The organism is Shewanella sp. ANA-3 (genome assembly GCF_000203935.1).
Classification (GTDB): domain Bacteria; phylum Pseudomonadota; class Gammaproteobacteria; order Enterobacterales; family Shewanellaceae; genus Shewanella.
On the sequence record NC_008577.1, the window covers coordinates 1,571,350 to 1,598,050 of the forward strand.

25 protein-coding genes are annotated in these 26,701 nt (G+C 44.2%); 22 read left to right on the forward strand and 3 right to left on the reverse strand.

Features of this window, described 5'->3' with window-relative positions; all coding sequences use genetic code 11:
* From SHEWANA3_RS07125 to SHEWANA3_RS07175, 11 genes are all read left to right on the forward strand, one after another.
* Entirely contained in the window at positions 1–882 is an 882-nt protein-coding gene (locus SHEWANA3_RS07125) for a MinD/ParA family protein (protein ID WP_011622085.1), read from the forward strand.
* Positions 875–1,588, forward strand: a complete 714-nt coding sequence (locus tag SHEWANA3_RS07130) for an RNA polymerase sigma factor FliA (RefSeq protein ID WP_011716431.1) — start codon at positions 875–877, stop codon at positions 1,586–1,588. The genes SHEWANA3_RS07125 and SHEWANA3_RS07130 overlap by 8 nt, the downstream gene beginning before the upstream one ends.
* A gap of 47 nt (positions 1,589–1,635) precedes the next feature.
* Positions 1,636–2,019, forward strand: coding sequence for a chemotaxis response regulator CheY (gene cheY / locus SHEWANA3_RS07135; protein ID WP_007649667.1), 384 nt, complete (start codon positions 1,636–1,638; stop codon positions 2,017–2,019).
* 13 nt (positions 2,020–2,032) lie between these two features.
* The gene (locus SHEWANA3_RS07140) at positions 2,033–2,770 is read left to right on the forward strand and encodes a protein phosphatase CheZ (RefSeq protein WP_011622087.1); all 738 of its coding nucleotides are present in this window, start codon (positions 2,033–2,035) and stop codon (positions 2,768–2,770) included.
* A 15-nt stretch (positions 2,771–2,785) separates the two neighbouring features.
* Entirely contained in the window at positions 2,786–5,074 is a 2,289-nt protein-coding gene (locus tag SHEWANA3_RS07145) for a chemotaxis protein CheA (RefSeq protein ID WP_011716432.1), read from the forward strand.
* A gap of 18 nt (positions 5,075–5,092) precedes the next feature.
* Positions 5,093–6,217 carry a chemotaxis response regulator protein-glutamate methylesterase gene (locus SHEWANA3_RS07150; RefSeq protein ID WP_011716433.1) on the forward strand — a complete coding sequence of 375 codons (1,125 nt, stop codon included), beginning with the start codon at positions 5,093–5,095 and terminating at the stop codon, positions 6,215–6,217.
* Positions 6,218–6,230: 13 nt separating this feature from the next.
* Positions 6,231–6,746, forward strand: coding sequence for a hypothetical protein (locus SHEWANA3_RS07155; RefSeq protein ID WP_041412972.1), 516 nt, complete (start codon positions 6,231–6,233; stop codon positions 6,744–6,746).
* 64 nt (positions 6,747–6,810) lie between these two features.
* A complete protein-coding gene (locus SHEWANA3_RS07160) occupies positions 6,811–7,602 on the forward strand; it encodes a ParA family protein (protein WP_011716435.1) in 792 nt (263 codons plus the stop codon).
* Positions 7,586–8,593, forward strand: a complete 1,008-nt coding sequence (locus tag SHEWANA3_RS07165) for a chemotaxis protein CheW (RefSeq protein ID WP_011716436.1) — start codon at positions 7,586–7,588, stop codon at positions 8,591–8,593. The genes SHEWANA3_RS07160 and SHEWANA3_RS07165 overlap by 17 nt, the downstream gene beginning before the upstream one ends.
* Before the next feature lie 7 nt (positions 8,594–8,600).
* Positions 8,601–9,095, forward strand: coding sequence for a chemotaxis protein CheW (locus tag SHEWANA3_RS07170; protein WP_011073088.1), 495 nt, complete (start codon positions 8,601–8,603; stop codon positions 9,093–9,095).
* 154 nt (positions 9,096–9,249) lie between these two features.
* On the forward strand, positions 9,250–9,648 hold the full coding sequence (locus SHEWANA3_RS07175) for a DUF2802 domain-containing protein (protein WP_011622093.1): 399 nt from the start codon (positions 9,250–9,252) through the stop codon (positions 9,646–9,648).
* Positions 9,649–9,675: 27 nt separating this feature from the next.
* On the opposite strand, the gene SHEWANA3_RS07180 is transcribed toward SHEWANA3_RS07175, so the two are convergent.
* Together SHEWANA3_RS07180 and SHEWANA3_RS07185 are read right to left on the reverse strand one after the other, a co-directional pair.
* Positions 9,676–9,984, reverse strand: coding sequence for an EscU/YscU/HrcU family type III secretion system export apparatus switch protein (locus SHEWANA3_RS07180; RefSeq protein ID WP_041412974.1), 309 nt, complete (start codon positions 9,982–9,984; stop codon positions 9,676–9,678).
* A gap of 15 nt (positions 9,985–9,999) precedes the next feature.
* Positions 10,000–12,051 (reverse strand): flagellar hook-length control protein FliK, encoded by a 2,052-nt coding sequence (locus SHEWANA3_RS07185; protein ID WP_011716438.1) that lies wholly within the window; start codon positions 12,049–12,051, stop codon positions 10,000–10,002.
* A 221-nt stretch (positions 12,052–12,272) separates the two neighbouring features.
* Here SHEWANA3_RS07185 and SHEWANA3_RS07190 point away from each other — a divergent pair, with 221 nt between their 5' ends.
* Together SHEWANA3_RS07190 and SHEWANA3_RS07195 are read left to right on the forward strand one after the other, a co-directional pair.
* On the forward strand, positions 12,273–13,058 hold the full coding sequence (locus SHEWANA3_RS07190) for a VacJ family lipoprotein (RefSeq protein WP_011716439.1): 786 nt from the start codon (positions 12,273–12,275) through the stop codon (positions 13,056–13,058).
* Positions 13,059–13,180: 122 nt separating this feature from the next.
* Complete coding sequence (locus tag SHEWANA3_RS07195) at positions 13,181–14,284, forward strand: response regulator (protein ID WP_011716440.1); 1,104 nt, start codon at positions 13,181–13,183, stop codon at positions 14,282–14,284.
* 191 nt (positions 14,285–14,475) lie between these two features.
* Here the strand turns inward: SHEWANA3_RS07195 and SHEWANA3_RS07200 are convergent, their stop codons facing one another.
* The gene (locus SHEWANA3_RS07200; RefSeq protein ID WP_011716441.1) at positions 14,476–15,945 is read right to left on the reverse strand and encodes a peptide MFS transporter; all 1,470 of its coding nucleotides are present in this window, start codon (positions 15,943–15,945) and stop codon (positions 14,476–14,478) included.
* Positions 15,946–16,419: 474 nt separating this feature from the next.
* Between SHEWANA3_RS07200 and rfaH the strand changes: the two genes are divergently transcribed.
* The 9 genes from rfaH (at position 16,420) to rfbC (ending at position 26,689) form a co-directional block, all read left to right on the forward strand.
* On the forward strand, positions 16,420–16,920 hold the full coding sequence (gene rfaH / locus SHEWANA3_RS07205) for a transcription/translation regulatory transformer protein RfaH (RefSeq protein ID WP_011716442.1): 501 nt from the start codon (positions 16,420–16,422) through the stop codon (positions 16,918–16,920).
* 650 nt (positions 16,921–17,570) lie between these two features.
* A complete protein-coding gene (locus SHEWANA3_RS07210; RefSeq protein WP_011716443.1) occupies positions 17,571–20,084 on the forward strand; it encodes an SLBB domain-containing protein in 2,514 nt (837 codons plus the stop codon).
* Positions 20,085–20,324: 240 nt separating this feature from the next.
* Entirely contained in the window at positions 20,325–21,281 is a 957-nt protein-coding gene (locus tag SHEWANA3_RS07215; RefSeq protein ID WP_011716444.1) for a Wzz/FepE/Etk N-terminal domain-containing protein, read from the forward strand.
* A 39-nt stretch (positions 21,282–21,320) separates the two neighbouring features.
* Entirely contained in the window at positions 21,321–22,310 is a 990-nt protein-coding gene (locus SHEWANA3_RS07220) for an exopolysaccharide biosynthesis polyprenyl glycosylphosphotransferase (RefSeq protein ID WP_011716445.1), read from the forward strand.
* Positions 22,311–23,060, forward strand: coding sequence for a glycosyltransferase family 2 protein (locus tag SHEWANA3_RS07225; protein ID WP_011716446.1), 750 nt, complete (start codon positions 22,311–22,313; stop codon positions 23,058–23,060).
* Between the two features lie 12 nt (positions 23,061–23,072).
* Positions 23,073–24,152: a dTDP-glucose 4,6-dehydratase gene (gene rfbB, locus SHEWANA3_RS07230; RefSeq protein ID WP_011716447.1), complete on the forward strand. Its 1,080-nt coding sequence runs from the start codon at positions 23,073–23,075 to the stop codon at positions 24,150–24,152.
* A gap of 70 nt (positions 24,153–24,222) precedes the next feature.
* The gene (gene rfbA, locus SHEWANA3_RS07235) at positions 24,223–25,083 is read left to right on the forward strand and encodes a glucose-1-phosphate thymidylyltransferase RfbA (RefSeq protein WP_011716448.1); all 861 of its coding nucleotides are present in this window, start codon (positions 24,223–24,225) and stop codon (positions 25,081–25,083) included.
* A gap of 98 nt (positions 25,084–25,181) precedes the next feature.
* Positions 25,182–26,057: a dTDP-4-dehydrorhamnose reductase gene (rfbD, locus tag SHEWANA3_RS07240; protein ID WP_011716449.1), complete on the forward strand. Its 876-nt coding sequence runs from the start codon at positions 25,182–25,184 to the stop codon at positions 26,055–26,057.
* An 80-nt stretch (positions 26,058–26,137) separates the two neighbouring features.
* A complete protein-coding gene (gene rfbC / locus SHEWANA3_RS07245; protein ID WP_011716450.1) occupies positions 26,138–26,689 on the forward strand; it encodes a dTDP-4-dehydrorhamnose 3,5-epimerase in 552 nt (183 codons plus the stop codon).
* The last annotated feature ends 12 nt before the right edge of the window (positions 26,690–26,701 follow it).

Sequence of the window (26,701 nt, forward strand, 5' to 3'; positions counted from 1 at the left end):
ATGACCCTGGATCAAGCAAGTGGTTTACGTATGATGAATCAACCCTATAACGAAAAAGTGAAAGTAATCGCGGTTACGGGTGGTAAAGGTGGCGTGGGTAAAACCAGCGTGTCTATCAATACCGCAGTAGCATTAGCCGAAAAGGGCAAGCGTGTCTTAGTGCTTGATGCCGACTTAGGCTTAGCAAACGTCGATGTCATGTTAGGGATCCGTGCTGAACGTAACCTTTCCCACGTACTCTCTGGCGATGCTGAGCTGGATGATATTATCGTCCGAGGACCTAAGGGCATAGGCATTGTCCCTGCGACCTCAGGAACTCAAGGCATGGTAGAGTTGAGCCCTGCGCAACATGCGGGCTTAATTCGTGCTTTTAGTGAGATGCGTACCCAGTTTGATATCCTCATCGTGGATACTGCCGCGGGGATTTCTGACATGGTACTCAGTTTCTCCCGTGCCTCACAGGATGTGTTGGTGGTTGTTTGTGACGAGCCAACTTCTATCACTGACGCCTATGCGTTAATCAAAATTCTCAGCCGTGAACACGGCGTTTTCCGCTTTAAAATTGTTGCTAATATGGTGCGCAGTTTGCGCGAAGGTATGGAATTGTTTGCTAAACTCAGTAAAGTGACCGACAGATTCTTGGACGTGGCACTCGAACTGGTTGCGACCATTCCGTTTGATGAAAACCTTCGCAAATCAGTGCGTAAACAAAAGTTAGTGGTTGAGGCTTATCCTAAGTCTCCTGCTGCGATTGCGTACCATGGCTTAGCGAATAAAATCATGAGCTGGCCAGTACCACAGCAACCTGGTGGGCATTTGGAGTTTTTCGTTGAGCGTTTAGTTCAGCGACCAGATTTTCAAGAGGAAAAAACGAGTGAATAAAGCCGCAGCGTATACTTGTTTAGACAGTAAAACGTCAATCGTTGAACAGTATGCACCGTTGGTTAAAAGAATTGCACATCACTTGCTCGCCAGATTACCTGCCTCAGTGCAGCTCGATGACTTGCTTCAAGCGGGGATGATGGGGTTATTAGAAGCATCATCCAAGTTTGATGGTGGCAAAGGTGCAAAGTTTGAAACCTTCGCCGGCATACGGATCCGTGGCGCCATGTTGGATGAGATCCGTCGTGGCGACTGGGTTCCCCGTTCTGTTCATCGAAATAATCGTCGAGTAGCTCAAGCCATTGATGAGTTAGAGCAAGTGTTGGGTCGTGATGCACGCGACACAGAAATTGCAGAAAAACTTGATATGACGCTCGATGAGTACCATCATATTCTTAACGATGTTTCTGTTGGTAAAATCATAGGGATAGAAGACTTAGGCGTATCGCAGGATATACTCACTTCGAGCGATAATGTCAGTGATGGTACATATGAAGCGTTAGCAGAAACCCAGTTTCATTCAGCACTAGTTGAGGCGATAAAATTATTGCCCGAAAGAGATGCGCTAGTGCTATCGTTATACTACGATGAAGCATTGAATTTAAAAGAAATTGGCGCCATTCTTGAGGTAAGTGAATCGCGAGTTAGCCAGATATTAAGTCAGGCAATGTTGCGGCTCAAAGGCAAACTCAAGCATTGGACATAAGTATAATTATTTATTGAGCACAGAATGTCGGCTCACCGGAGGAAACCTTGGACAAGAATATGAAGATTCTCATCGTTGATGACTTTTCGACAATGAGACGTATCATCAAGAACTTGTTGCGAGACTTGGGCTTTAACAATACCCAAGAAGCAGACGACGGCTCAACTGCGCTGCCTATGTTACAAAAGGGCGACTTTGATTTTGTCGTGACAGACTGGAACATGCCAGGAATGCAGGGTATTGATTTGCTGAAGGCTATTCGGGCTGACGATTCCCTTAAGCATTTACCCGTATTAATGGTTACCGCTGAAGCAAAACGTGAACAAATTATTGCTGCCGCACAAGCCGGTGTTAACGGCTATGTGGTTAAACCTTTTACCGCAGCAACACTTAAAGAGAAGTTAGATAAAATATTCGAACGACTCGCTTAAGCAGGGATGAGCTATGAAGTCACAAACATCAGGGCTCATTACGCTCGAGAAGGCTCAGCGTTTAGTTGAACTATTAAGCGCGAATGAACAAGCTCAAGCAGATGATTTATTTAGGGAACTCGCGGCTCCACTTCAACGGGAGCTCTTTGATGAAGTTGGTAAACTTACAAGGCAACTTCACAGCGCATTAATGGATTTCCAAGTTGATAATCGTTTGGTTGAACTTGCGAATACCGAAATTCCCGATGCTAAGGAACGGCTAAGTTATGTCATTGACATGACCGAGCAAGCAGCGAATAAAACCATGGATGCGGTAGAAGAGTGCTTGCCGCTCGCGAATGCATTAACGGCGAATATTCAACAAGTGATGCCTTCTTGGGACAAATTGATGCGCCGTGAAATCGCTCTGAGCGATTTTAAAGCGCTTTGCCACAATGTGCAGCATTTGATGTCACGTAGCGAATTGGATTCCAATCGCTTACGCGAATTGCTCAACCAGATTTTGATGGCGCAGGATTTTCAGGACCTGACTGGACAAATGATCCGGCGGGTGATCGATCTAGTGATGGAAGTTGAAAGTAATCTGGTGTCTATGCTGACAGTATTTGGTGAGCAACCCGTGATTGAGAGTCAGATTACTCAGAAAAATAATATTGAAGCTGAAGGACCGATAATGAATGCCGAGCTTCGTCAAGACGTCGTTACCGGTCAAGATGAAGTCGATGATCTGCTGTCGAGTCTGGGTTTCTAACTGGGAGTCAATTTGATGGCCTTTGATGTAGATGAAGAGATACTCCAGGACTTTTTAATTGAAGCGGGCGAAATTCTTGAGTTGCTGCAAGAGCAGCTGGTCGCGCTTGAAAACAATCCTGATGATACTAACTTGCTAAATGCCATTTTCAGGGGGTTTCATACTGTAAAGGGCGGTGCGGGTTTCCTTAGTCTCACTCCCATGGTGGATGTCTGTCACGAAGCAGAGAACACCTTCGATTTATTACGCACAGGCAAGCGCAGTGTCTCCGCCGAGTTAATGGACATCATTCTTCAGGCTGTCGATGCGATTAACACTATGTTTGCTCAAACCCAACAAGGCGAGCAACAAGACCCAGCAGATCCTGCATTATTGGCTAAATTGAAAATGCTCAGCTCCGGTGAGCCGCTTCCTTCCGAATCGGGTCAAAGCAGTGCCGAAGTTGAACCATTGCCTGAACCAGAACCTGAGCCCGAACCTGTCATAGAAACTGTGTTTGAAGTTGCCGCTGTTGAAGACATGCCGATTGAGAAATCAGAGCTTTCAGATTCCAGTATCGATGAAATCGATGAAGCGGAGTTTGAAGCATTACTCGATGCGCTGCACGGCGCCGGAAAAGGTCCCGGAGTTTCTGCTCCACAAGCCGATGCTGCCCCTGCTGTGCAAAATAAGCCTCAAGCGACATCTGCAAGCGCAAGCGATGATATCACCGATGACGAGTTTGAAGCGCTGCTCGATGAGCTGCACGGTTCTGGTAAGTTTAAAGGTAAAGTGGAAGAGCCTGCCAAGCCAAAAGCTGAAGCAGTTGCCGCGGCACCCAAACCTGCCGCTCCAGCGGTTGATTCGGACGAAATCACTGAAGATGAGTTCGAGCGTCTCCTCGATGAGTTACACGGTAAAGGCGGTGCACCTGCAAAAGTGACTGCGAAAGCCGAATCTGCTCCAGCTAAAACCGAGCCCGCTAAAGCGCCTCCAAGTGCCGCAGCGCCTTCAACTCCTGCCGCTCCCAAAGCCAGTGTTGCTACACCAGCAACACCTCCTGCGGTAAAAGCCAAAACTGATGTGGCGGTTGCTGAAAAAGCCCCTGCTAAAGCAGCGGCAGCAGCGTCTGCTAACGTACCTCAGGGCGAGACAACTGTTCGCGTCGATACCGCGAGACTCGACCAAATCATGAACATGGTCGGCGAGTTAGTGTTAGTGCGTAACCGCTTATTGAGCTTAGGTATTAGTCGTGATGACGAAGAAATGTCTAAGGCGCTAGCGAATTTAGACTTGGTGACAGCGGATTTGCAGGGCGCGGTGATGAAAACGCGTATGCAACCCATCAAGAAAGTCTTTGGTCGCTTCCCTCGGGTTGTACGCGATTTAGCTCGTACTCTGAATAAAGAAATTGATTTAGTCCTCGTGGGCGAAGAGACGGACCTCGATAAAAACTTAGTCGAGGCGCTTGCCGATCCGTTAGTGCACTTAGTGCGTAACTCAGTAGATCATGGCATTGAGATGCCTAATGATCGTGAGGCCAGCGGCAAACCTAGAACAGGCACCATCACTCTGTCTGCAAGCCAAGAGGGTGATCATATCCTGCTGAAAATTGAAGACGATGGCGCGGGTATGGATCCTGAAAAGTTGAAGCAAATTGCCATCAAGCGTGGGGTACTCGATGAGGATACCGCGGCGCGGATGACCGACAGCGAAGCTTATAACCTGATTTTTGCGCCTGGCTTCTCGACGAAAGTGGAGATTTCAGATATTTCCGGCCGTGGTGTTGGGATGGACGTGGTGAAAACCCGTATTACCCAACTTAACGGAACCGTGCATATCGACTCGATGAAAGGCAAGGGCACCGTACTTGAGATTAAAGTGCCGCTGACCTTGGCGATTATGCCTACCTTAATGGTGGACGTTGCCAAGCAGGTGTTTGCGTTGCCTTTATCCAGTGTGAATGAGATTTTCCATCTCGATCTCACCAAGACCAATATTGTCGATGGACAACTTACTGTGATTGTCCGCAACAAGGCCGTACCGCTTTTCTATCTGGAGCAGTGGTTACATCGCAATAGAACCAACTTTAAACATGGTGACAAGAAACATGGCCATGTGGTGATTGTACAGCTGGGAATGATGCAAATTGGTTTTGTTGTTGATGCTTTAATTGGACAAGAAGAAGTGGTGATTAAACCCTTGGGTGCATTGTTGCATGGCACGCCAGGTATGGCGGGGGCGACAATCACATCCGACGGTGGCATCGCCCTCATCTTGGATGTCCCAGGGTTATTAAAGCATTATGCGAAAAATAAAAGTTAGTTTCCAATAAGGAATGGAATGGCCATTAAAGTATTAGTCGTTGATGACTCAAGTTTTTTTAGACGACGTGTTAGTGAAATAGTCAATCAAGATCCTGAACTGGAAGTGATCGCGACGGCCTCTAACGGGGCCGAAGCGGTGAAGATGGCTGCCGAGCTAAATCCTCAAGTCATTACAATGGATATTGAAATGCCTGTCATGGACGGTATTACGGCCGTGCGTGAGATCATGGCGAAATGTCCAACACCAATTTTGATGTTTTCTTCATTGACCCACGATGGCGCCAAAGCCACGCTAGATGCCCTCGATGCGGGGGCGCTCGATTTCTTACCTAAGCGCTTTGAAGATATTGCGACCAATAAAGACGAAGCAATTCTATTATTGCAGCAAAGGGTTAAAGCCTTAGGTCGTCGCCGGATTTTCCGCCCGACGGTGCGTCCAACGGCGCCTACGCCGCCACCTCGCCAGAGTGCGAGTACCGTATTAGGCGGCGCTGCTACCCATGCGCAACCTGCGCCAGCGCCTGTGCGTTCTTCACCTGCAACCTCGATTCGTCCAAGTGGTAAGCAATATAAATTATTGCTGATTGGCACATCGACTGGCGGGCCTGTCGCCTTGCAGAAGATTTTGACTCAGTTCCCAGCAAATTATCCTCATCCTATTTTGCTTATCCAGCATATGCCTGCGGCTTTCACCCCCGCTTTTGCGAACCGTTTAAACGGTTTGTGTAAGATTGAAGTGAAAGAAGCGGCTAATGGTGATGTATTGCGTCCAGGTTGCGCTTATCTTGCGCCAGGTGGAATGCAAATGATGGTTGAGCGCGCTGGTGTTACTGGCCGTGTTAAAGTCTTGGCGGGTAGCGCTGAGATGAATTACAAACCCTGCGTCGACATTACCTTTGCCTCAGCATCTAAAGCCTATGGCGGGGATGTGCTGGCGGTCGTGCTGACGGGCATGGGAGCTGACGGCCGCGAAGGTGCGCGTATGCTGAAATCGGTGGGCGCGACTATTTGGGCTCAGGATGAGGCCAGCTGCGTGGTTTATGGTATGCCGCAGGCGGTGGCCAGTGCGGGTATCGCCACTCAGTCAATTTCTCTGGATAACATGGCGGAGTCGATTTTAAAAGAGTCTGCGCGTGGCTAAGTCGAAAACACCGATAAGCACAAATATTGTGCTTATCATAGTGTTAATGGCGATCGCTATATTGTGCCTCGGCGCGTTAAGTCTCGACTATCATCGAAAAATCACTGCATTACGCGATGATGTAAAGCGATTGGAGTCGACACAGATTTTGCTCATGGTGCCGGATGAACAGGCACAGGCGATTGCGTCTTGGCTCGCTTCCCATCCGGATCAAACCAAAGCAATGTTAAAGTTGGCTTCACCGGGAGAGCAAAAGGCGGTGACGCTGGGCCCTGAGGCGTTCTCGGCATCCGATGCAAAAATTCCGCCGACGCTTGAGAAACCGGTAGAGGATAAACCGTCGCAGCAGCAAACTGCTGTCGATCCCGTGCCTGAGTCTCTGCGTACAGAAGCTTCATCGGCTGCTGCTACGGAAGCACAACCTCAGTCGAGTAATGTTCCCGTGGTGATTTCAGAAAATGCCGATGGGGTCAAAGTCATTAGTTTGCCTAACGGCGGCATAAGAGTGACCACAAGGGAAGGCGAGTAGTGCTTGTCGTTGCTCAAACGGGCATGATAAATAGCCGAGAATCAACATTAAAGAGGTCAGTTCTTTGAAAGTCTGGACCATTGCGAATCAAAAAGGTGGGGTTGGAAAAACCACTTCAGTAGCCAGTTTAGCGGGTGCGCTCACTAAACGGGGTAAACGTGTACTGATGATTGATACCGATCCCCATGCATCGCTTGGTTATTATCTTGGCATTGACTCTGAAGAGGTTCCTGGTTCGCTATTTGACGTGTTTGTGGCGCATAAGAGTCTGACGACAGACTTAGTGAAATCCCACATAGTGCCCACCTTAGTCGATGGTTTAGATTTACTGCCCGCTACGATGGCGTTAGCCACGCTAGACAGAGCCCTAGGACATCAAGAGGGCATGGGGTTAGTGCTGCGTAATTTATTGGCTCTGGTTGCCGATGAATACGATGTGGCGATAATCGACTGTCCACCCGTGTTAGGGGTATTAATGGTGAACGCGCTGGCGGCCAGTCAACACATAGTGATCCCAGTGCAAACCGAGTTTTTGGCCATAAAAGGGCTCGAGCGCATGGTCAAAACCATGGAAATCATGGGGCGGTCAAAGAAAACCCGTTATAGCTATACTGTTGTACCCACTATGTACGATAAACGTACCAAGGCATCACCTGCTGCCTTGCAGGTGCTGAGTGAACAATATGGCGACAGCCTTTGGCGAGATGTGATCCCAGTAGATACTAAATTTAGAGACGCCAGTTTGGCACATTTACCCGCTTCCCATTATGCAAGCGGCAGTCGTGGCGTAAAAGCTTACGAGCGATTATTAGATTTTCTTTTAGCTGGGGAGTTTGGCCATGTCAAAATCGGTTGATGAAACTGTTTTTGATTTTTTTGAATTATTGCTGCATGAAGAAGACTGCAAAGCTGTGGATTCCCCGAGTGCGCCTCAACATGAGGTTGTGGCACCACTGGTTGGCAAAAAAAATGAAGCACAATTACTCGATGACGCCATTTTAGCCGAGCACAGTCAGGCTAAAGTGCACGCGAGTGTGACCATTGCTGCTGAAGTGCAGCCGCAGAAGGCAAAGTCTGTCAGTAATATGCCTCATCTTGATGAGCCAGCGCCGTTAGTTAATAAGCAGGCTTTGGAGAAACTCCTCGCGCCGGTATTAAAAACGGTGGTGATTGAGGATAAGCCTGCGGAAGTGTTGAGCGAAGTCGCGCCCGAGATGGATAAGGTGCCTGAGGAGATCCAAGAGAGTATCTCTTCGCTACCCGAATGCGACGCTAGCGTCACCATTGAGCAGCCATCCACTGTCGTAGATGACGAGATAATCATTGAGACAACACCCGAGACTCAGGTGGGGTTTGCCCCTCCAAGTATCACAAAAGACCTGCAAGAAGTACTCGATGATGAGTTTCAAGTACTATTCTTTAAAGTGGCAGGGTTAACCTTAGCTGTGCCTTTAGTGAGTCTGGGTGGGATCGTTAAGGTTGAGCGGATTAATCATATTATCGGTCGCCCTTCTTGGTTTTTAGGGGTGCAAACCCATAGGGAAGAGCAGTTAAATCTGGTTGATACCTGTGCATGGGTGATGCCAGAAAAATACACGGATAAACTGGCGCAATCGGTAAATTATCAATATCTTGTATTATTAGAAGGCAGTAATTGGGGATTAGCTTGTGAGTCTCTCGTTAATGCAGTAAAAATTAATAAATCGCAAGTAAACTGGCGCAGCAAAGCCGGGAAACGTCCTTGGTTAGCTGGTGTAGTGAAAGAACAAATGTGTGGCATTTTGCACGTACAAGCCTTAGTTGAAATGCTTGATGCGGGTTTAGGCTGTCAGGACTCCATTGGTTGAGGTAAACATGAAAGATACAAGAAATGTCGCGGCCGTGGCTGCAAGTAAAGATGATGCAGTATTGCAATGGGTTACCTTTAAGTTAGACAACGAAACTTATGGTATCAATGTGATGCAGGTGCAAGAGGTGTTGCGTTACACCGAGATTGCCCCTGTGCCTGGCGCACCCCATTACGTATTAGGGATCATTAACCTGCGCGGCAATGTGGTGACCGTTATCGATACTCGCTCACGTTTTGGCCTGCAATCGGCGGAAGTGGATGATTCGACTCGTATCGTGATTATCGAAGCTGAAAAACAAGTTATCGGTATTTTGGTGGATAGTGTGGCCGAAGTGGTTTATTTGCGCCGTTCTGAAATTGATAATGCCCCGAATGTCGGCACTGAAGAAAGCGCCAAGTTTATCCAAGGCGTGAGCAATCGCGATAACGAGCTACTGATCCTTGTTGACTTAGACAAGTTATTATCCGATGAAGAATGGGCTGAGTTAAATCAGCTCTAAGCTTCCATGATGAGACGACAGATTAGCTAATCTGTCGTCCTTGCTTTTCACTATACAAACGGTTCATTTTGCCATTGTTTAATCATTTTGATTGCCGTTTGGTGAGCCTATTGTATTGTTGATTTCAGTTTATTGTGATGCGTAAGGATGATTAATGGGCGATGAATTTTTAATCGCAGCCTTAGTTTATGTGATTGCGTGTTTAGGGTTAGTCCTTTATCTCCAAAAACAATTGAGTAAGTTGCGCAGTAAAGTTGAAGCGTTAACCGTGCTGGTCAAAGAAGGCGATCGCCAACGTGAGTCCTTTAAACGGGAGTTGCAGGAGCTTCGCAGTGGCACTATCGGCATGGGGCGACGTGTTATCGAGCTTGAGAAGCGCTTACATCAACAATCCGAGCGTATCGAAGAGTCGACGCAGCAGGATCCTCAAGCCAAACTCTATACCCGAGCGATGAAAATGGTCGCGTTAGGCGCGGGGGTGGACGAACTGATTAAAGAGTGTGAGTTACCTAAAGCTGAGGCTGAGCTGTTAATTCGCCTTCATCGAAAATAGGCAGACAAAGTCGCATCGTCCTTATTTTTAAGCTTTCTCTACAATTTTCTTGTGCATGTTATTCCACTGCTCAGGAAATTTGCCATCCAGCATGTACACAAATGCAATCAGTTCTGCGATCAGCAGATAAAGTTCTTTCGGAATTTCCTCGCCTAATTCGAGTAATCTTAAAAAATTGCTCAGGTGAGGATCTTGATGAATGAAAACACCTGACGCTTTGGCAAGCGCAATAATCTCATCCGCAACTAATCCTTCCCCGGACGCCACAACTTTAGGGGCATTTTTCCCATCGTAACTTAAGGCGACGGCTTGCTGGGTTTTGGGTTCTTCATTCATCATTCGTTCTCGATTTTAAGCACGTATTTTCACTAAAAAATGATCGCCCGGGAGCAGTGTCGCCGGCACTTGGGCTATTTGCGTTGAAAGCTCACCTGGCGTAAAGCCTAGCTGGGATAATTTTTGACCTAGAGGTGCTAGAAAATTATCGACACGATTAAGCAGTTGTTGGCTATTACCTTTAAATTGAATATCTAACACTTGCTGATGGAAGCGTGCCGAAATCAGCAGCGGCCCCTGTGCAAGATTAAACTTCAATTGCAGATGCCAACCTTTGTGCTTTTGTTGTTCGTCATCATTGGCATCTCGTTCAAATTTTCCTTCGAGCTGTTCATGCCGTTGATTGATCCCATAGGGCAGGGCAAAAAACCATACCAGATTGCCGTTGTTTTCGCCGCTTGCCTGCTGATAAAGGTGTAAGCTCGAGGCCAGTTGGCCCATGCTTTCAAGCCCTCCGGCTTTACTCAATTGTCCAAGCTGATTGGTCGATAAACCCGTTTTAGCCTGTAATTGCTCTAGGTAATCTGCCAACTTCTGGCTGACGGTATTATTGGCGTTATTAGCCCTAAACCCCAGTAGCAATTGAAATAATGAGGTGATCGCGCTGGCGTTCATAAATATCGCGGCTTGATTAAGTTGTGGCGTCGCAAGATTTAAGGCTGAAAGCCCAAACATAGTGTCTTTTAACTCCCCAGGATCGCTTAACTGACCTAATGTTGGTGGGCCCAAATGCGGTAAGTGTTTTAAAAGCTCGGCCGCAAGATTGGCTCCCCCTCGCGTTAGCATTTGTTCTAACGGTAGTGCGCCAGCCTTGGTAAAGGCCTTTTGTAGCACTTCATTGACACTGATTTGTGCCTCGGTGGACTTATTTGTTTTTTCGCCTAATTGAGCCTCCATTGCCTGTGGTTTGAGACTCAGCGGCAACTCGTTACCGACTAAGCCAGTTTTAGTGGAACTTGTAGGGGGGAGATCCTGTTGAGCCTTGGCTGCTAAAAGCGAATTTCGATTGCTATCGAGATTGCTCGCCCCCGATGCCATAGTTTTAGCCTCTAAAGGTTTAAATTCTAGTGGCTTAGATTCAAAAGGCTTTGATTCAAAGGCCTTGGATTCTAACGTCTTAGCATCCAGCACTTGTGCTTTTTGCTGATTTTGGGAAGTTTCTTGCGATTGCGCCGCAGTATTTAACGTTTGACTTACAACAGTCAGCTTAGGTTCAGTATTGGCTTGTAGACTGGTTTGAGGATTCGCGGCCGATACATTGACTTTGATGCTTGGCATATCTGTTGCGGAAGAAGGAGCTAGCATATTGGCAGCTTTACTCTCAGAAGAAACAAGTACTTGATTGCTATGCTTCGCTGCATTTGATGGCTCGGCCTGTGGCGCAATTCCTTCAAGTTTACGTAAAAATGCAGCAATTATCTGAGCAGGCTCAGTTTTAGTAATGACCACATTAGCTGCTTGTTTATCAATTATGGGAAGTTGAGTTTCATTTATTGGCGCGCCAATGTGGATTTCGAGTTTGCTCAGTATGGGGGTCAGGACTAAAATAGGCCTTCCTTGAGCAAGACTAATCTTGGCTTGATATTCTCCTGTGCTGAGTCGAGTGCCTGGATCCTGTGGTACCACAGTTCCGTTCGCAAATTGAAATTCTTTTGTTGTAACAGTGACATTGGGCAGCGGATATCCCTGTGGCCGTGCCGCTAGGGTATAGAGCTTATCCAAGGAAATGCCATTTTGCTGCGCAAGTTGGGCAATGGCATCGGGTAATTTCAGTGTCAGTACCGCCCCTAAGGTGACTAGTTGTGCATTGGATGGGGTGGCAGTTTGGCTGGACTCTGTGGGGATTGGATTCACTAAAAAGCTACTTGCCACAATCAAGGCTTGCCGTTGCTGTGCATTAACAAGCTTTAAATTATATTCTGTACCGTTTAGAATAATACTGTCGCCTTCGGGAGAAACCTGTACCTCAGCAGGAATTGGCCGCGGAGTCGCGCTGGTGGCATCGTTTGATGTCCCTGAAGTGATTAATTGCGCATTGGCGGTGTTAATAAGTGGAATCGACTCCATGTGAGGCCCTTGTTGGTGTATCTAACGGCACGCTATTTTGAAAAATTAACAATTGACCAAAATGTTTTGCCAAGTATGCTTATGCGCTTTGTAAAAACAACGACAGTTTCTCTGTCATACTAGAGTATGCCACTCAGGTGAATGATCTTTTATCGTCACTTGTCCTTGGTCACTTTAGCAAAACTCGATATCTAAGCAGTACATTTATTTAAGAGAGCAATATGAAGTTGAAATGGCTAGGGGTACTTTTAGGATTTGCATTACTGCCTAAGGTGTATGGGGCAGAGGCGACTGTACCTGAGACTACTCCAAAGGATACGGCTTCAACGGTTAAGATTACTTACGATGATCCGCGTGATCCCTTTGAGGGATTTAACCGTGCAATGTGGGATTTCAACTATCTGTATTTGGATCGGTATATTTATCGTCCTGTCGCACATGGATATAACGATTATCTGCCATTGCCCGCCAAAACGGGGATAAACAACTTCGTACAGAATTTGGAAGAACCGAGTAGCCTAGTTAACAATGCCTTACAGGGTAAATGGGGTTGGGCGGCAAATGCTGGCGGCCGTTTTACGGTGAACACCACAATCGGGTTACTCGGGGTATTCGATGTGGCCGATATGATGGGGATGCCACGCAAGCAAGATGAATTTAACGAAGTGTTAGGCTACTACGGCGTGCCAAACGGACCGTATTTTATGGCTCCTTTTGCCGGCCCCTATGTAGTGCGAGAACTCGCGTCGGATTGGGTTGATGGTCTATACTTTCCACTATCTGAGCTAACAGTGTGGCAATCCATTGTTAAATGGGGACTTAAGAGTCTTCATGCGAGAGCATCGGCGATTGACCAAGAAAGGCTTGTTGATAATGCGCTCGATCCCTATACCTTTGTGAAAGATGCGTACTTACAACACATGGACTATAAAGTCTATGATGGCAATGTTCCTCAAAAACAAGAAGATGATGAGTTGCTCGATCAGTACATGCAGGAACTTGAGTAAGCTTATGCGCTGTACTTGGCTGTAAATCCTTTTTTGCAGCCAAGCCCTTGCCGTATTGAATGATTCTTCCGATGTCATGATTGAGTTATTGCTATCGCAATGAATGTTATTCGGGAATCTTTATGGCGTTAAATGATGTTTCTATTCTTTGGGTCGAAGACGACCCGGTCTTTAGGCAAATCGTCGCCACTTTTCTGATTGGGCGCGGTGCCAAAGTAGTGCAGGCCTGCGATGGTGAGCAGGGACTGTATATTTTTAAGCAACAACGTTTCGATATTATTCTTGCCGATCTCAGCATGCCTAAACTCGGTGGACTCGATATGCTCAAGGAAATGAGTAAATTAGAGCCGCTGGTGCCTTCAATTGTGGTCTCTGGTAATAACGTAATGGCGGATGTCGTTGAAGCCCTGCGTGTTGGTGCCTGTGATTATCTCGTTAAACCCGTCCCCGATTTATTTATCATCGAACAAGCCATAAAACAGGGGTTGCAACGACACCATTCCGATGATGTGACTCAAGCAGAGTTTGATGCTTTATCTAATCAAGAACTCAAGGATAACTTGGTTCTGTTAGAACAAAGTGTTGAGGCGGCTAAGCAAGTTCAGCAGCAGCTGTTTCCTGCCTCTAACATTAGCTATCCCACGGCCAAAGTGGATTACAGTCTGTTTAAGAGTAGCGATATAAGCAGTTACTTTATTGATTCCACTATGGTGGGCAGTGACTACCTCATTATGTACATGGCCCATCTCTATCCCGAAGACAATAGAGCGGCTTTTGCCTGTGTGTTGCTGCGCAGTTTTGTTAACCAAAAGCTCAAAAGTTATCGTAGCGGCCAAAGTAAGACCATTATCGAGCCCTTCAATATGTTGAGTTATTTGAACGAACGTTTAGTCAAATCTGGCCTCGATATTACAGTCGATATTATTTATGTCGCTATCGAATTAACACGCTATCGCGCCGCGATTGCGCAAGCAGGTAAGGGTCTTAGGTGCTATTTGCGTAATGATGAAGGTTTGAGTCCATTAGCGCTTTCTGAGAGCTTGCAATTGGGGATGTTAGATTGGGGCAAGCCGAGCATTCAGTTTCGCACTATATTGCCGCAGGAGCAGCTTTGTATCGCAACCAGTGAGCCAGAACACAAGCAGCAACTTTTAGAAAACCAATTTAAAGGCCTTGTATATGATCCGCAGTTACCCGCGGGTGGCTTTCTGCAATTAAGCCTATAACTGTGGCCCAGTTCACTATGCCACTACAGTGACTTTGTGCGTACCTATGATAACGAATATGAAGGTTGGCGATATCGACTTTTAATCTAAAATGTTATCGGAAATTAGCTCGACGCTTATGTTAATTATCTAAGTTACAAATAAAAAACGCTGCCATGGCAGCGTTTTTTATTGATTGAACCTAACGCAAATTAACGTTTGATCGCTTCATGCTCACCGGTAACGGCGATTTCATCTTCTAACGCTTCAGCTTCGTTGTGATGCTTGCTTTCTGCACCATGCATCCAATCCACAAGTTTGTCGGCCATGAAGTATAAGACCACACCAGAAAGTGCTGCAGTAATCGCGATACCCGAGAAAATGGCCATTGCATTGGCGAGTTGTTCTTCTTTTTCACCGCCGTGGCCGATGAATGAACCCACTACGCCACCAATCTTGTTAGCTGCAGCAACGAACAGGAACCAAGAACCCATCATTAATGAAGCTATACGTAATGGGGCTAGCTTAGTCACCATAGATAAACCAATTGGTGATAAGCAAAGCTCACCCATGGTGTGGAAGAAATAAGCACCGACTAACCACCACATGCTCGATTTCGCTGAAGCATCGCCACCCATCTCAACAACGGCACCGATCATGAATAAGAAGCCAACGGCTAATAGCACTAAGCCTAAAGCAAACTTAACAGGCGAGTTTGGTTCATTCTTACCTAAGCGTACCCAAATCGAGGCTACAACAGGTGCAAAAATCACGATAAACATCGCGTTCAAGGATTGGAACCAAGTGGTAGGAACTTCCCAAGTACCGATCATACGGTCGGTAAAGTCATTCGTGAACAGGTTCATCAAGCCGCCAGCTTGTTCAAACCCCGCCCAGAAGATGATGGTAAATAAGCCCATCACCATGATGACTTTAATACGGTCACGCTCAACTTTGGTGAGTGGCTCTTTGCGAACTTCGCCTTTTTCTGCCGCTTTTTGCTTTTCAAGCTTAGCAGCTGGGGTTCTACCGATATCACCAAGTAGCTTTTGCGCAAACACAAGTTGGATGATTAATGACAGGATCATACCAATACCGGCACAGATAAAGCCGGCTTGGAAGTTGCCATCATAAGCCGCCACCACAGAACCTACGATAATACCCGATAGGAAAGCACCGACGTTGATCCCCATATAGAAAATGGTGAATGCACCGTCACGGCGATGATCACCTTCTTCGTACAGATCGCCTACCATGGTAGAGATATTCGGCTTGAATAGGCCGTTACCTAAGATCAAGGTTCCTAAGCCGACATAGAAAACTTCGGTTTCCATACCAGGTACCCAAGCGTGCGGCGTACCGAGAATAAATTGACCTGCGGCCATTAAAGTACCGCCAATCATAATCGCGCGGCGTTGGCCTAAAAAGGTGTCTGCTAACCAGCCACCGATAAGCGGCGTTAAGTAAACTAGGCCAGTGAATGTACCATAGAGTGAAATCGCATCGGCTTGCGTCCAACCTAAACCGTGTCCCCCTTCACTCTGCACTTTGTCCACTAAATACAGCACCAAAATGGCGCGCATTGCGTAATAACTAAAACGTTCCCACAGTTCTGTTGTAAATAGAAGGAACAGGCCCTTGGGATGACCAAGCATCGTCCCTTGTGGTTTTGCTACGCTCATGAAGTTTCCACCTTAAGCTCGTGATTGCCTGTGGCGCCCCTGTAACAGGATGATGTCACCACAGAAAAATGGTTGTTGCTCTTCTCATTTATCCACTGTGAATTCGTTGGTTTACTGAAGCTTTAAAGCAAGAGTAACTTGTTGAATTACGGCGGCTTTGGTATGAGTTATTGTTACGTTCTTATAATAAAAGTAATATTTTATAGCATTAAATTGAACGATTTCGCTAAAATCCCACCTTATATACCCTTTAAAAGTGGCTAAAGTCAATTTTGGCTTGCTAACTGGTGAGATTATCTGCAACTTACGGCAAAGGCCGATTAATGCTGATTTTACTAATATAAGTCGTTATTGTTCATATACCGAGCGGCAATCCTTTTGCGCCAAAAAACTGCTTCCATCCCTATTCACAACTTTGCTATGATTGCGAGCCGTGAATGGACGTCACTTAACATAGGGTAGTGAGATTAGTAGATGAAGGCATGGTACCTTTTGTATTGTAAACCTCGAAGTGAAGCGAGGGCACAACAGAACTTAGCGCTTCAAAATTTAGAGACATACTTACCGATGGTTTCTGAAGAAAAATCTCAACGCGGGCAGAAGCGGATCTGTCGCGTACCTCTATTCCCAAATTATCTGTTCATCAATTTCGACCCAAGCCAAACCAGTGTTAAGCAGGTCAACTCTACTCGTGGAGTGAGCCGTATCGTCAACTGTCAGGAAAAAATGACTCCCATTGACGATCGTATTATTCACGCCATTCGCATGAAAGAATTAACGCCTTCCCAAGCGGTTTTAGACCATGAATTAGAACTAAAAACCGGGGAAAAAATTCGCTTTAAAGACGGCCCTTTTGTGGATTTAGAAGGCATTTTTCAAGAGAAATGCCCGAACAAGCGCTGTCATGTATTGTTCAATATTATGGGGCAGAGCAAAGTCGTTACTGTTCCTCAGGATTCTGTAGTGAGACTATAGAGTGCTTTGAAATTGAGTATCTTACTTAAGTTATTCGCTAAAATAGCGGATTAGCCTTAGCAATGCTTAAATTCTCTGCAGTGTAATATGTAAAATATATGTTTCAGTTTTGGTGCGGGATTTTGCGCCTTTAATAGAAATAAAGAAGTATCATTTTGTACAGCATTTTAGCGGTAAGAGAGTACGCTCATGATTTAATTAGGATATGTGATAAATCATATCCTTTCTGAGTGCTATCCTTAACCATGCTTGAAGTTAAGTTCTACTTGGATTTAGGTTCTAATAGAATTTGAAATTGGTGCGAAGCTTAGTGTGACCAATTGAAAAATAAGGTTTTTCGCGTTGCGAAGGGGATTTTGGAGACCGTAATCCATGGGCGGTAGCGTGTCTGAATGACATCAAATCGATAGCTTCATTCGTTAAGCGAAGAATGCAGAAGGTTTCTGTCTGGCACGCAGATTGGTAGCGTGTTAGGTTTCGATGAATTGCGCTGCTGCTTAGTTGGTGTTCGGCCTCAAGATTATAGCTCAACGCGCCGTTCTGCAACGCTCGCAAGTTAGCTTAAGTACAATCTTCTCGCTGGGCGAAACCCAATCAGCCTTTAAAGTTTTTAATGTTTTCCATCATTTTTACCCAATCGGAGATATCTGGTGTTACAACAATTCAAAAAATACATCAAAGCGGTTCCCAAAACCGCAATATTAGTAGGCATCACTGCCACGATATTGATGGGCACATCGGCGCAAGCTATTACGCCCTCTCCGCAGATGATAGAACAATTCAAACAACTACCTAAGTCAGAGCAAGAACGTTTAGCTCGCCAATACGGTATTGATCCGTCAATGATTACGGGGTCCTCAACTACTGCTACTGTTGTTGAAAACCCAACTGTAGTTACGCCACGAACGGAAACTGGTAATAACGTCATCGATCAATCTGAGGACGATAAACTTAACCAGGCAACCAAAACGGAAGCTAAGGTTGAAGCGATTGAAAGCAAAAAAGAAGATCAGCTAAAACGCTTTGGCTATGACTTATTTGCTGGTTCTCCAAGTACGTTTGCTCCCGTTTCTGACGTACCAGTGCCTGCTGAATACATGATGGGCCCAGGTGATACCTTAAATGTGCAGTTTTTTGGTAAAGAAAATAATCAGTTCACGTTAACCGTGGGCCGTGATGGTGCAGTGCAATTCCCTAACTTGGGGCCTATCTCACTAGTAGGCTTAACCTTTGCTGAAACACGCGAGCTATTACAACAAAAAATCAGCCAAAGCATGATAGGTATTGAGTCCAATATCACTATGGGTGAGTTGCGTTCAATCCGGATTTTTGTGGCTGGTGATGCTTACAAACCTGGCTCTTACACTGTGTCGAGTTTATCGACCATTACTCAAGCGCTGTTTATCTCGGGTGGCGTAAACCAAATCGGTAGCTTGCGTGATATCCAATTAAAGCGCTCTGGTAAAACTATTGGCCGTTTAGACTTATATGATTTATTGCTTCGCGGCGATGCGTCAGGCGATATGCGTTTACAATCCGGTGATGTGGTATTTGTTCCATCTACTGGGGGGACAGTGAGTGTTATAGGTGAAGTGCGTCGCCCTGCTATTTACGAGCTTAAAAATAACGAAACCATGGCCGATGTGATTAATATGGCTAGTGGTTTAAACCCAGGTGCATATCCCAAAGCCAGTACCATTGAACGTTATAGTCGTGAAGCGGTAAAAACCGTGGTAAGTGTTGATTTAACCGAAAATTCAGGCTTAAGTACGTTAGCGAAAAATGGCGATTTACTTAATGTTCGCTCTGCTTCAAGCCGTATTGATAATGCTATTACGGTCTCGGGTGCAGTAATCCGCCCAGGTAAATATCAATGGACAAATGGGCTAACAGTTGCCGATTTATTGCCTTCCATTTGGGGGGATTTAACCATCTCCGCAGATTTGGATTACAGCTTATTGGTAAGAGAAATCAACCAACGTGGTGATATCGAAGTCGAGCGCATCAACCTCGGTCGCGCAATTGGTGAGCCAAAATCACATTACAACCCCACACTAAAACCACGAGATTCGGTCATTGTATTTGACTATGCCGATCGTGAATCGCTGCTTAAGCCCATTATTAAAAAGCTAAAAGAGCAAAGCCGTTTTGGCGATGCCGCTAAACTGGTTAATATCAATGGGAATGTACGCTTCCCTGGTCAGTATCCAATAACGGTTAATGCCGATGTTAAAGAGTTACTTATAGCTGCAGGCGGGCTAGAAGAAGGTGCATATACCCTATCAGCAGAGCTGACTCGTCAACAAGTGTCTGAGCAAAATGGGGTTAAAGTAGAACATGTACAGCTTAGCTTGGATCGCGTTATGCAAAATGATCCGGCAGCCAATATCAAACTGCAAAGCCGTGACATCTTAACCGTACGTACGTTGCCAGACTGGCAAGAAACTCGCTGGGTCACCATTAAAGGTGAAGTTAAATTCCCTGGCACTTACAGTATCCAGCGCGGCGAAACCTTAAAACAAGTGCTTGCCCGTGCTGGTGGTATGACGAGTGATGCTGCACCACGCAGTGCAGTCTTTTTACGCAAATCGATCCAACAAAAAGAACAGCAAGAACTTGCAAAGCTTGCCGATGAATTGCGCCGGGAGATTGCTGCAAAAGCCTTGACCAAAGATACGCCTACCATTGGTTATAACGATGCACAAATGATGTTAAATCAATTGGAAAACGTTAAAACAGTTGGTCGCTTAGTCGTCGATGTTAATGCGATTGAATTAGGCATCGAAAGTGCTGATTTAATGTTGGAAGATTCTGATGCCTTATATGTTCCTGCTATAAATCAAACAGTATCAGTAATGGGGCAAGTGCAGCATCCAAGTACTCATCGCTTTAAAACTGGATTAACGTTTGAACAATATCTAGCGTTATCCGGCGGTCCACGTAAACGTGCTGATGAATCTCGCACTTATATATTAAAAGCTGATGGCTCGGTACAAATGCCAGAATCTTCATTGTGGTTTACTGGCGGTAGCTCAATGGAACCTGGTGACACCATAGTTGTACCATTAGATACCGAATACAAAGATAATCTAACGTTGTGGACTCAAGTTACGAGCATTATCTACAACACCGCCGTCGCTGTATCCGCAATATCGGGGATTTAGAACGCCACTTCGTGGCTCACGGATGTTAATAGGATAACGGAACGGGCTTAGCTCTCACGGTAAACGCAGCGCTCTTAGTTTTTGCCCTTACCGTAGGCGAACGACTGCATGGATGCAGGAAGCAGAATAACGTAGGAGCAGTTATCGAGCGTTCCGTTAGTGAGCTTGCGAACGTTCCGTCAACCGTCAACGATAACCCCCAACAGTTTATGAGAACTTACACAACGAGATAAGTTTTAGATGTCTAATGAATTAAATCAATATATGAAAGACGCCAGATTTCCTCAAGTGCAAGATGACGAAATCGATCTTCGTGAGCTTTTTGCCGTCATCTGGCAAGGCAAATGGCTCATTATTGCCATAACCGCTGTTTTTGCGATTGCCTCTGTCGCCTTTGCTATTTTGCAACCCAATATCTATAAATCCGAAGCTTTGTTGGCGCCAGCATCAGAGGAGCAGGGCGGTGGCTTAAGCGCCTTGGCATCACAGTTTGGTGGTTTAGCAAGTCTTGCTGGGGTTAACCTCGGCGCTAAAGGTAGTACTGATAAAACCCAGCTTGCAATTGAAGTATTAAAATCCCGCCAATTTACCAGTGAGTTTATTCAAAAGCATAATATTCTTGCTAATTTAATGGCCGCAAAAAAATGGGATAGGGATGCAGATAAAATTATTTATGACTCTGAGCTATATAACGAGCAAACCAATACCTGGGTGCGCGATGTCGAACCACCATTTAAACCTGTGCCTTCAATGCAAGAAGCCTATAAAGAATTCAGCAAGATTTTTGCAGCGAATAAAGATAAAGAATCAGGTATGGTAACTATTTCAATTGAGCACTTATCACCAACAGTTGCCCAGCAATGGGTCACTTGGTTAATTCAAGATATTAATAAAGTGATGAAGGAACGTGATGTTGCAGAAGCGCACCGCAGTACTGAGTTTTTAAATAAGCAAATCGCTTTAACCAATGTTGCCGATATTAAAACTGTACTTTATAAGCTGATTGAAGAGCAGGCAAAAACCATTATGTTTGCTGAAGTGCGCGACGAATATGTATTTAAAACTATCGATCCCGCATTAGCGCCTGAAGAAAAGGCTAAACCCAAACGTGCATTAATTTGCGTTTTAGGCACCATGCTCGGCGGTATGTTAGGTTTGATGTTAGTGCTGGTAAGGCATTTTATGAGAAAAGAGTAAGCTCTAGATCCTAGACCCCCTATTAATTTGGTTTAATCTATGAATATACGAGTTAATGAAACGGTTGACACTCATGAGTTTCAGCCGATTAAAACAGTTGCGAAGCGTTTCAAGTCAAAGTATCAGGTGCTAAATCAGCTGCTTATTTATGTCTATTGTCCTGTGGATAGAGAATTAGAGATTGGTCAAATTATTGATGACTACAGCTTTGATATGGTTGTCAATGATTACAGCATTACTGATTTGAGTTGTAAGGTTATTTGTCATTTTGAAAGCGCGCGTTTGACTAAAGAACAGAGACAGTTTCTTGTCAAAGCGACTGAACTTGGTGCTTGGGTAGAGCCTTTAGTTAGCTATCTTGATGAAAGACTTGGCTATACTGAGGTCCGATTACTACATAGTGGCTATTTTCTACATCAGAAAGCTTTTTCCATTTTATCGACAAAGCGTACTCAATTAGCTAAAAGAGTTGTTGATTTATTTGCGGCGTTTCTGCTTTGTACTGTAGCAATACCTGTCGGATTACTTACAGCATTGGCGATTAAGTTAGAAAGTCCAGGGCCAGTATTTTATAAACAGCGACGTACAGGACAATATAATGACGAATTTGAAGTGATTAAATTTCGTTCTATGCGTAATGATGCTGAAAAGTCTGGTGCGCAATGGGCTACTCAAAATGATGCTCGTGTTACAAAAGTAGGTAACTTTATTCGTAAGACCCGCATCGATGAATTACCGCAGATCATCAATATTCTGAAAGGTGAAATGTCGATTGTTGGTCCGAGACCAGAGCGTGAGGTCTTTATTGCAGAATTAGAACAAGAAATTCCTTATTATCGCTTCCGCCACGCAGTTAAACCCGGTGTAACGGGTCTCGCCCAAGTCAGTTATCCATACGGTGCTTCTGTTGAGGATGCGGTTTGGAAGCATAAGTATGATATTTTTTATATTAAACACCACAGTACTTTATTAGATGTGAAAATTTTACTTAAAACAATTAAAGTTGTTTTATTTGGCATGGGACGATAAATGCAAGAGCAACCATTAGTATCGATTATCATGCCCAGCTATAACTCAGCTAAAACTATTGCTGAAAGTATAGAGTCAGTTATCTCTCAAACATATCAAAATTGGGAATTGTTAATTACAGATGATGTATCTGTTGATAATACTAGAGATATAGTACGCTCATATTGTGCTAAAGATAGTCGAATCAAGTTATTTGAGTTAGATGTAAATTCTGGCGCAGGTGCTTCACGTAATAATAGTATTGAAAATTCAAAAGGCATTTATATTGCATTTCTTGATTCTGATGACTTATGGTTTTCAGATAAATTATCCACCCAGATTGCCTTTATGAAGTTAAATAATGTTTTATTATCGTACAGTGCATATCAGAAGTTTAGTCGTGAGGGAGATGGAGGGGTAATTATACCTCCAAGTTCAGTTACTTATGAGGAATTGTTGACGGGCAATGTAATTGGTTGTTTAACTGCTATATATAACGCGAAAGTATTAGGTAAACGCTATATGCCACTAATACGGAAAAGACAAGATATGGGCCTGTGGCTCAATATTTTAGAAGACATCGATATGGCCTATGGTATTAGTGATGTTTTAGCTAAATATCGTGTCGATACAGGTATGACAAAAAATAAATTAAACATTTTGAAATGGCAGTGGGCTTTCTATCGAGATGTACTTGGTTTGAACTTTTTTAAAACGATTAAATGTTTTATTTTATATGCCTATAAAGGCTTCTTGAAAAGTAGAATATGAAAGAGTAATTAAATGAAAATTTTAGTAACAGGTGGTGCTGGTTTTATTGGTTCGGCTGTGATTCGACACATAATAATGAACACCAATGACAGCGTAATTAACGTAGATAAACTGACGTACGCTGGAAATTTAGAATCCTTAAAATTGGTTAGCACTAATCCACGGTATAACTTCGAGCAAGTCGATATTTGTGATCGTGCAACACTCGAGAGAGTTTTTTCACAATACCAACCCGATGCTGTTATGCATCTAGCTGCAGAATCTCATGTAGATCGCTCAATCACTGGCCCTAGCGATTTTATCCAAACTAATATTGTGGGGACTTACATATTACTCGAAGCCGCTCGTCAATATTGGACACAACTCGATGCTGAACGTAAAGCTGCATTCCGTTTTCACCATATTTCAACTGATGAAGTCTATGGTGATTTGCCACATCCGGATGAGCAAGAAGGACAAGCAGTAAATCAATACCTGCCTTTATTTACCGAGACGACGCCTTATGCTCCGAGCAGCCCATATTCAGCCTCTAAAGCTTCAAGTGACCATCTGGTACGAGCTTGGCTTCGTACCTACGGATTTCCAACCATAGTGACAAACTGCTCAAATAACTATGGTCCTTATCATTTTCCTGAAAAGTTGATCCCTCTGGTAATTCTCAATGCACTTGAAGGTAAGTCATTACCTATTTACGGTAAAGGTGATCAAATCCGTGATTGGTTATATGTTGAAGACCATGCTCGTGCGTTATACAAAGTCGTTACCGAAGGTAAAGTTGGTGAAACCTACAATATTGGTGGTCATAATGAGAAGCAGAACATAGAGGTGGTGAAAACCATTTGTAGTATCTTAGATTCATTAGTGCCCAAAGCTACGCCTTATGCCGAGCAAATTACTTTTGTGACCGATAGGCCTGGCCATGATCGCCGTTATGCCATTGATGCAAGTAAAATGAGTGCAGAACTAAATTGGCAGCCCCAAGAAACTTTCGAAACTGGCTTACGTAAAACCATCGAATGGTATTTAGCTAACCAAGAATGGTGCCAGCATGTACAAGACGGCACCTATCAGCGTGAGCGTTTAGGTATTTAATCACTTTAACAACTTTATTTTAAAGTCCTAGTTTTCACCTAGGGCCTATTTACCTAGGAACTTGATTTAAATGAAAGGAATTATTTTAGCTGGCGGTTCTGGTACACGGTTGTATCCACTTACTCGAGGTGTGTCAAAACAACTGCTCCCAATTTATGATAAACCAATGATTTACTATCCTTTATCTACACTAATGCTAGCCGGAATTCGAGATGTATTGATTATTACCACCCCAGAAGATAACGATAGCTTTAAACGATTATTAGGTAATGGGTCAGATTTTGGCATCAACTTGAGTTATGCCGTTCAACCCTTTCCTGACGGTTTAGCTCAAGCTTTTATCATCGGTGAAGAATTTATCGGTAACTCAAATGTGTGTTTGGTGCTTGGTGATAATATTTTTTATGGTCAATCTTTTTCAAAGACACTTAAAAATGCTGCGAATCGCCAAACTGGGGCTACTGTTTTCGGCTATCAAGTAAAAGATCCTGAGCGTTTTGGGGTTGTGGAATTCGATGCTGAGATGAAGGCGGTTTCTATTGAGGAAAAACCACTCAAACCTAAATCATCTTATGCAGTAACAGGACTCTATTTTTACGACAATAAAGTGGTGGAACTGGCGAAACAGGTTAAGCCTTCACATCGCGGTGAGCTTGAGATCACTACTCTTAATGAAATGTATCTCAAGGCCGGTGAGTTAAATGTTGAGCTTCTTGGTCGTGGCTTTGCTTGGTTAGACACTGGAACTCATGAGAGTCTGCATGAAGCATCCTCTTTTGTGCAAACCATTGAGCACGTTCAGGGCTTAAAAGTAGCTTGTTTAGAAGAAATTGCCTATCGAAATGGCTGGTTAACTGCAGATCAACTTAAAGAACTCGCGAAACCCATGCTTAAAAATGACTATGGTCAGTATTTAGCACACTTAAAGTAGTCTTGATTGCTTTGTGTTGAATGTTGAGTTTTCTGTCTCAGCATTCAGCATTCAGCATTCAGCATTTACTTACACCTCACAATTAACAATTCAACACTATGAAAATATTAGTCACCGGAAGTAATGGCCAAGTAGGTAGCTGCCTAGTAAAACTCTTAAACCAGATACCAGAGATTGAATTTTTGGCTGTAGATCGTGAGCAGCTCGATATTACTGACTATGAAGCAGTAAACAAACTGGTTAGTGAATTCAAACCAGATGCCATTATTAATGCAGCGGCGCACACGGCTGTTGATAAAGCAGAGCAAGAAGTCGAACTTTCATATGCCATTAACCGTGATGGTCCACAATTTTTAGCCCAAGCCGCCAATAGTGTTGGTGCAACCATACTACATATCTCAACCGACTATGTATTTGCAGGTGATAAAGTTGGTGAGTATGTTGAAACTGATGAAGTTGCACCGCAAGGAATATATGGTAAAAGCAAACTCGCAGGCGAACTTGCTGTTGCTGCAGCTTGCCCGCGTCATATTATTATGCGAACTGCTTGGGTATTTTGCGAAACTGGTAATAACTTTATAAAAACCATGCTTCGATTAGCGCAATCCCGTGATGAACTTGGCGTTGTGGCTGATCAATTTGGTGGCCCAACCTATGCTGGTGATATCGCCAATACACTTATTGAAATAGCCCAAGCGCTGTATGCAGGCAATACTCACTATGGGATTTATCATTTTTCTGGGTTGCCTCATGTTAGTTGGTATCAATTTTCCTGTCAGATCTTTAAGCAGGCCAAGGCTCAGAAGCTCGTTAGTAAAGATATGCTAATAAACGGCATATCCTCTGAACAATACCCGACCCCTGTTAAACGTCCTGCTAACTCTAAATTGAGTTGTCGAAAAATTGAGCAAACCTTTGGTGTTAAGCCCTGCGACTGGCAATCGGCTTTAAATAACTTAATGGGTTATTTTTAAATCATATTAGTTGCTTATTTCACTTCTAACTCATCCCCGGTATTAACAATTAAATTAAAGATTAACTATACACTAATTATATGAAGATAATTAATACTAAAATTCCAGATGTAAAAGTAATTGAACCAAAAGTGTTTGGTGATGAACGTGGTTTTTTCATGGAGACTTGGAACCAGAAGCAATTTGAAAATTTAGTAACGGGTAAGTCTACTACTTTTGTACAGGATAATCACTCAAAATCTAAAAGGGGTATACTCCGAGGGTTGCATTATCAAACTAAAGATACTCAAGGTAAATTAGTTAGAGTGATTAGTGGTGAGGTATTTGATGTAGCAGTTGACATCCGTAAGGACTCGCCCACATTCGGACAATGGGTTGGAGAGTATCTTTCTGCAGAAAATAAGCGCCAGTTATGGATACCAGAAGGTTTTGCTCATGGTTTCTATGTTATTTCTAATGAATGTGAATTTGTCTATAAATGCACGAAATACTATAATCCAAATTATGAAAAATGTTTAATATGGAATGATTCTAATCTTCAGATTGATTGGCCTATCCCCGAAACTGAAAGAGTATTGCTTTCATCTAAAGACTCAAATGGAATACCATTTGATAAAATTCAGTATCTTTAATAATATAACTGA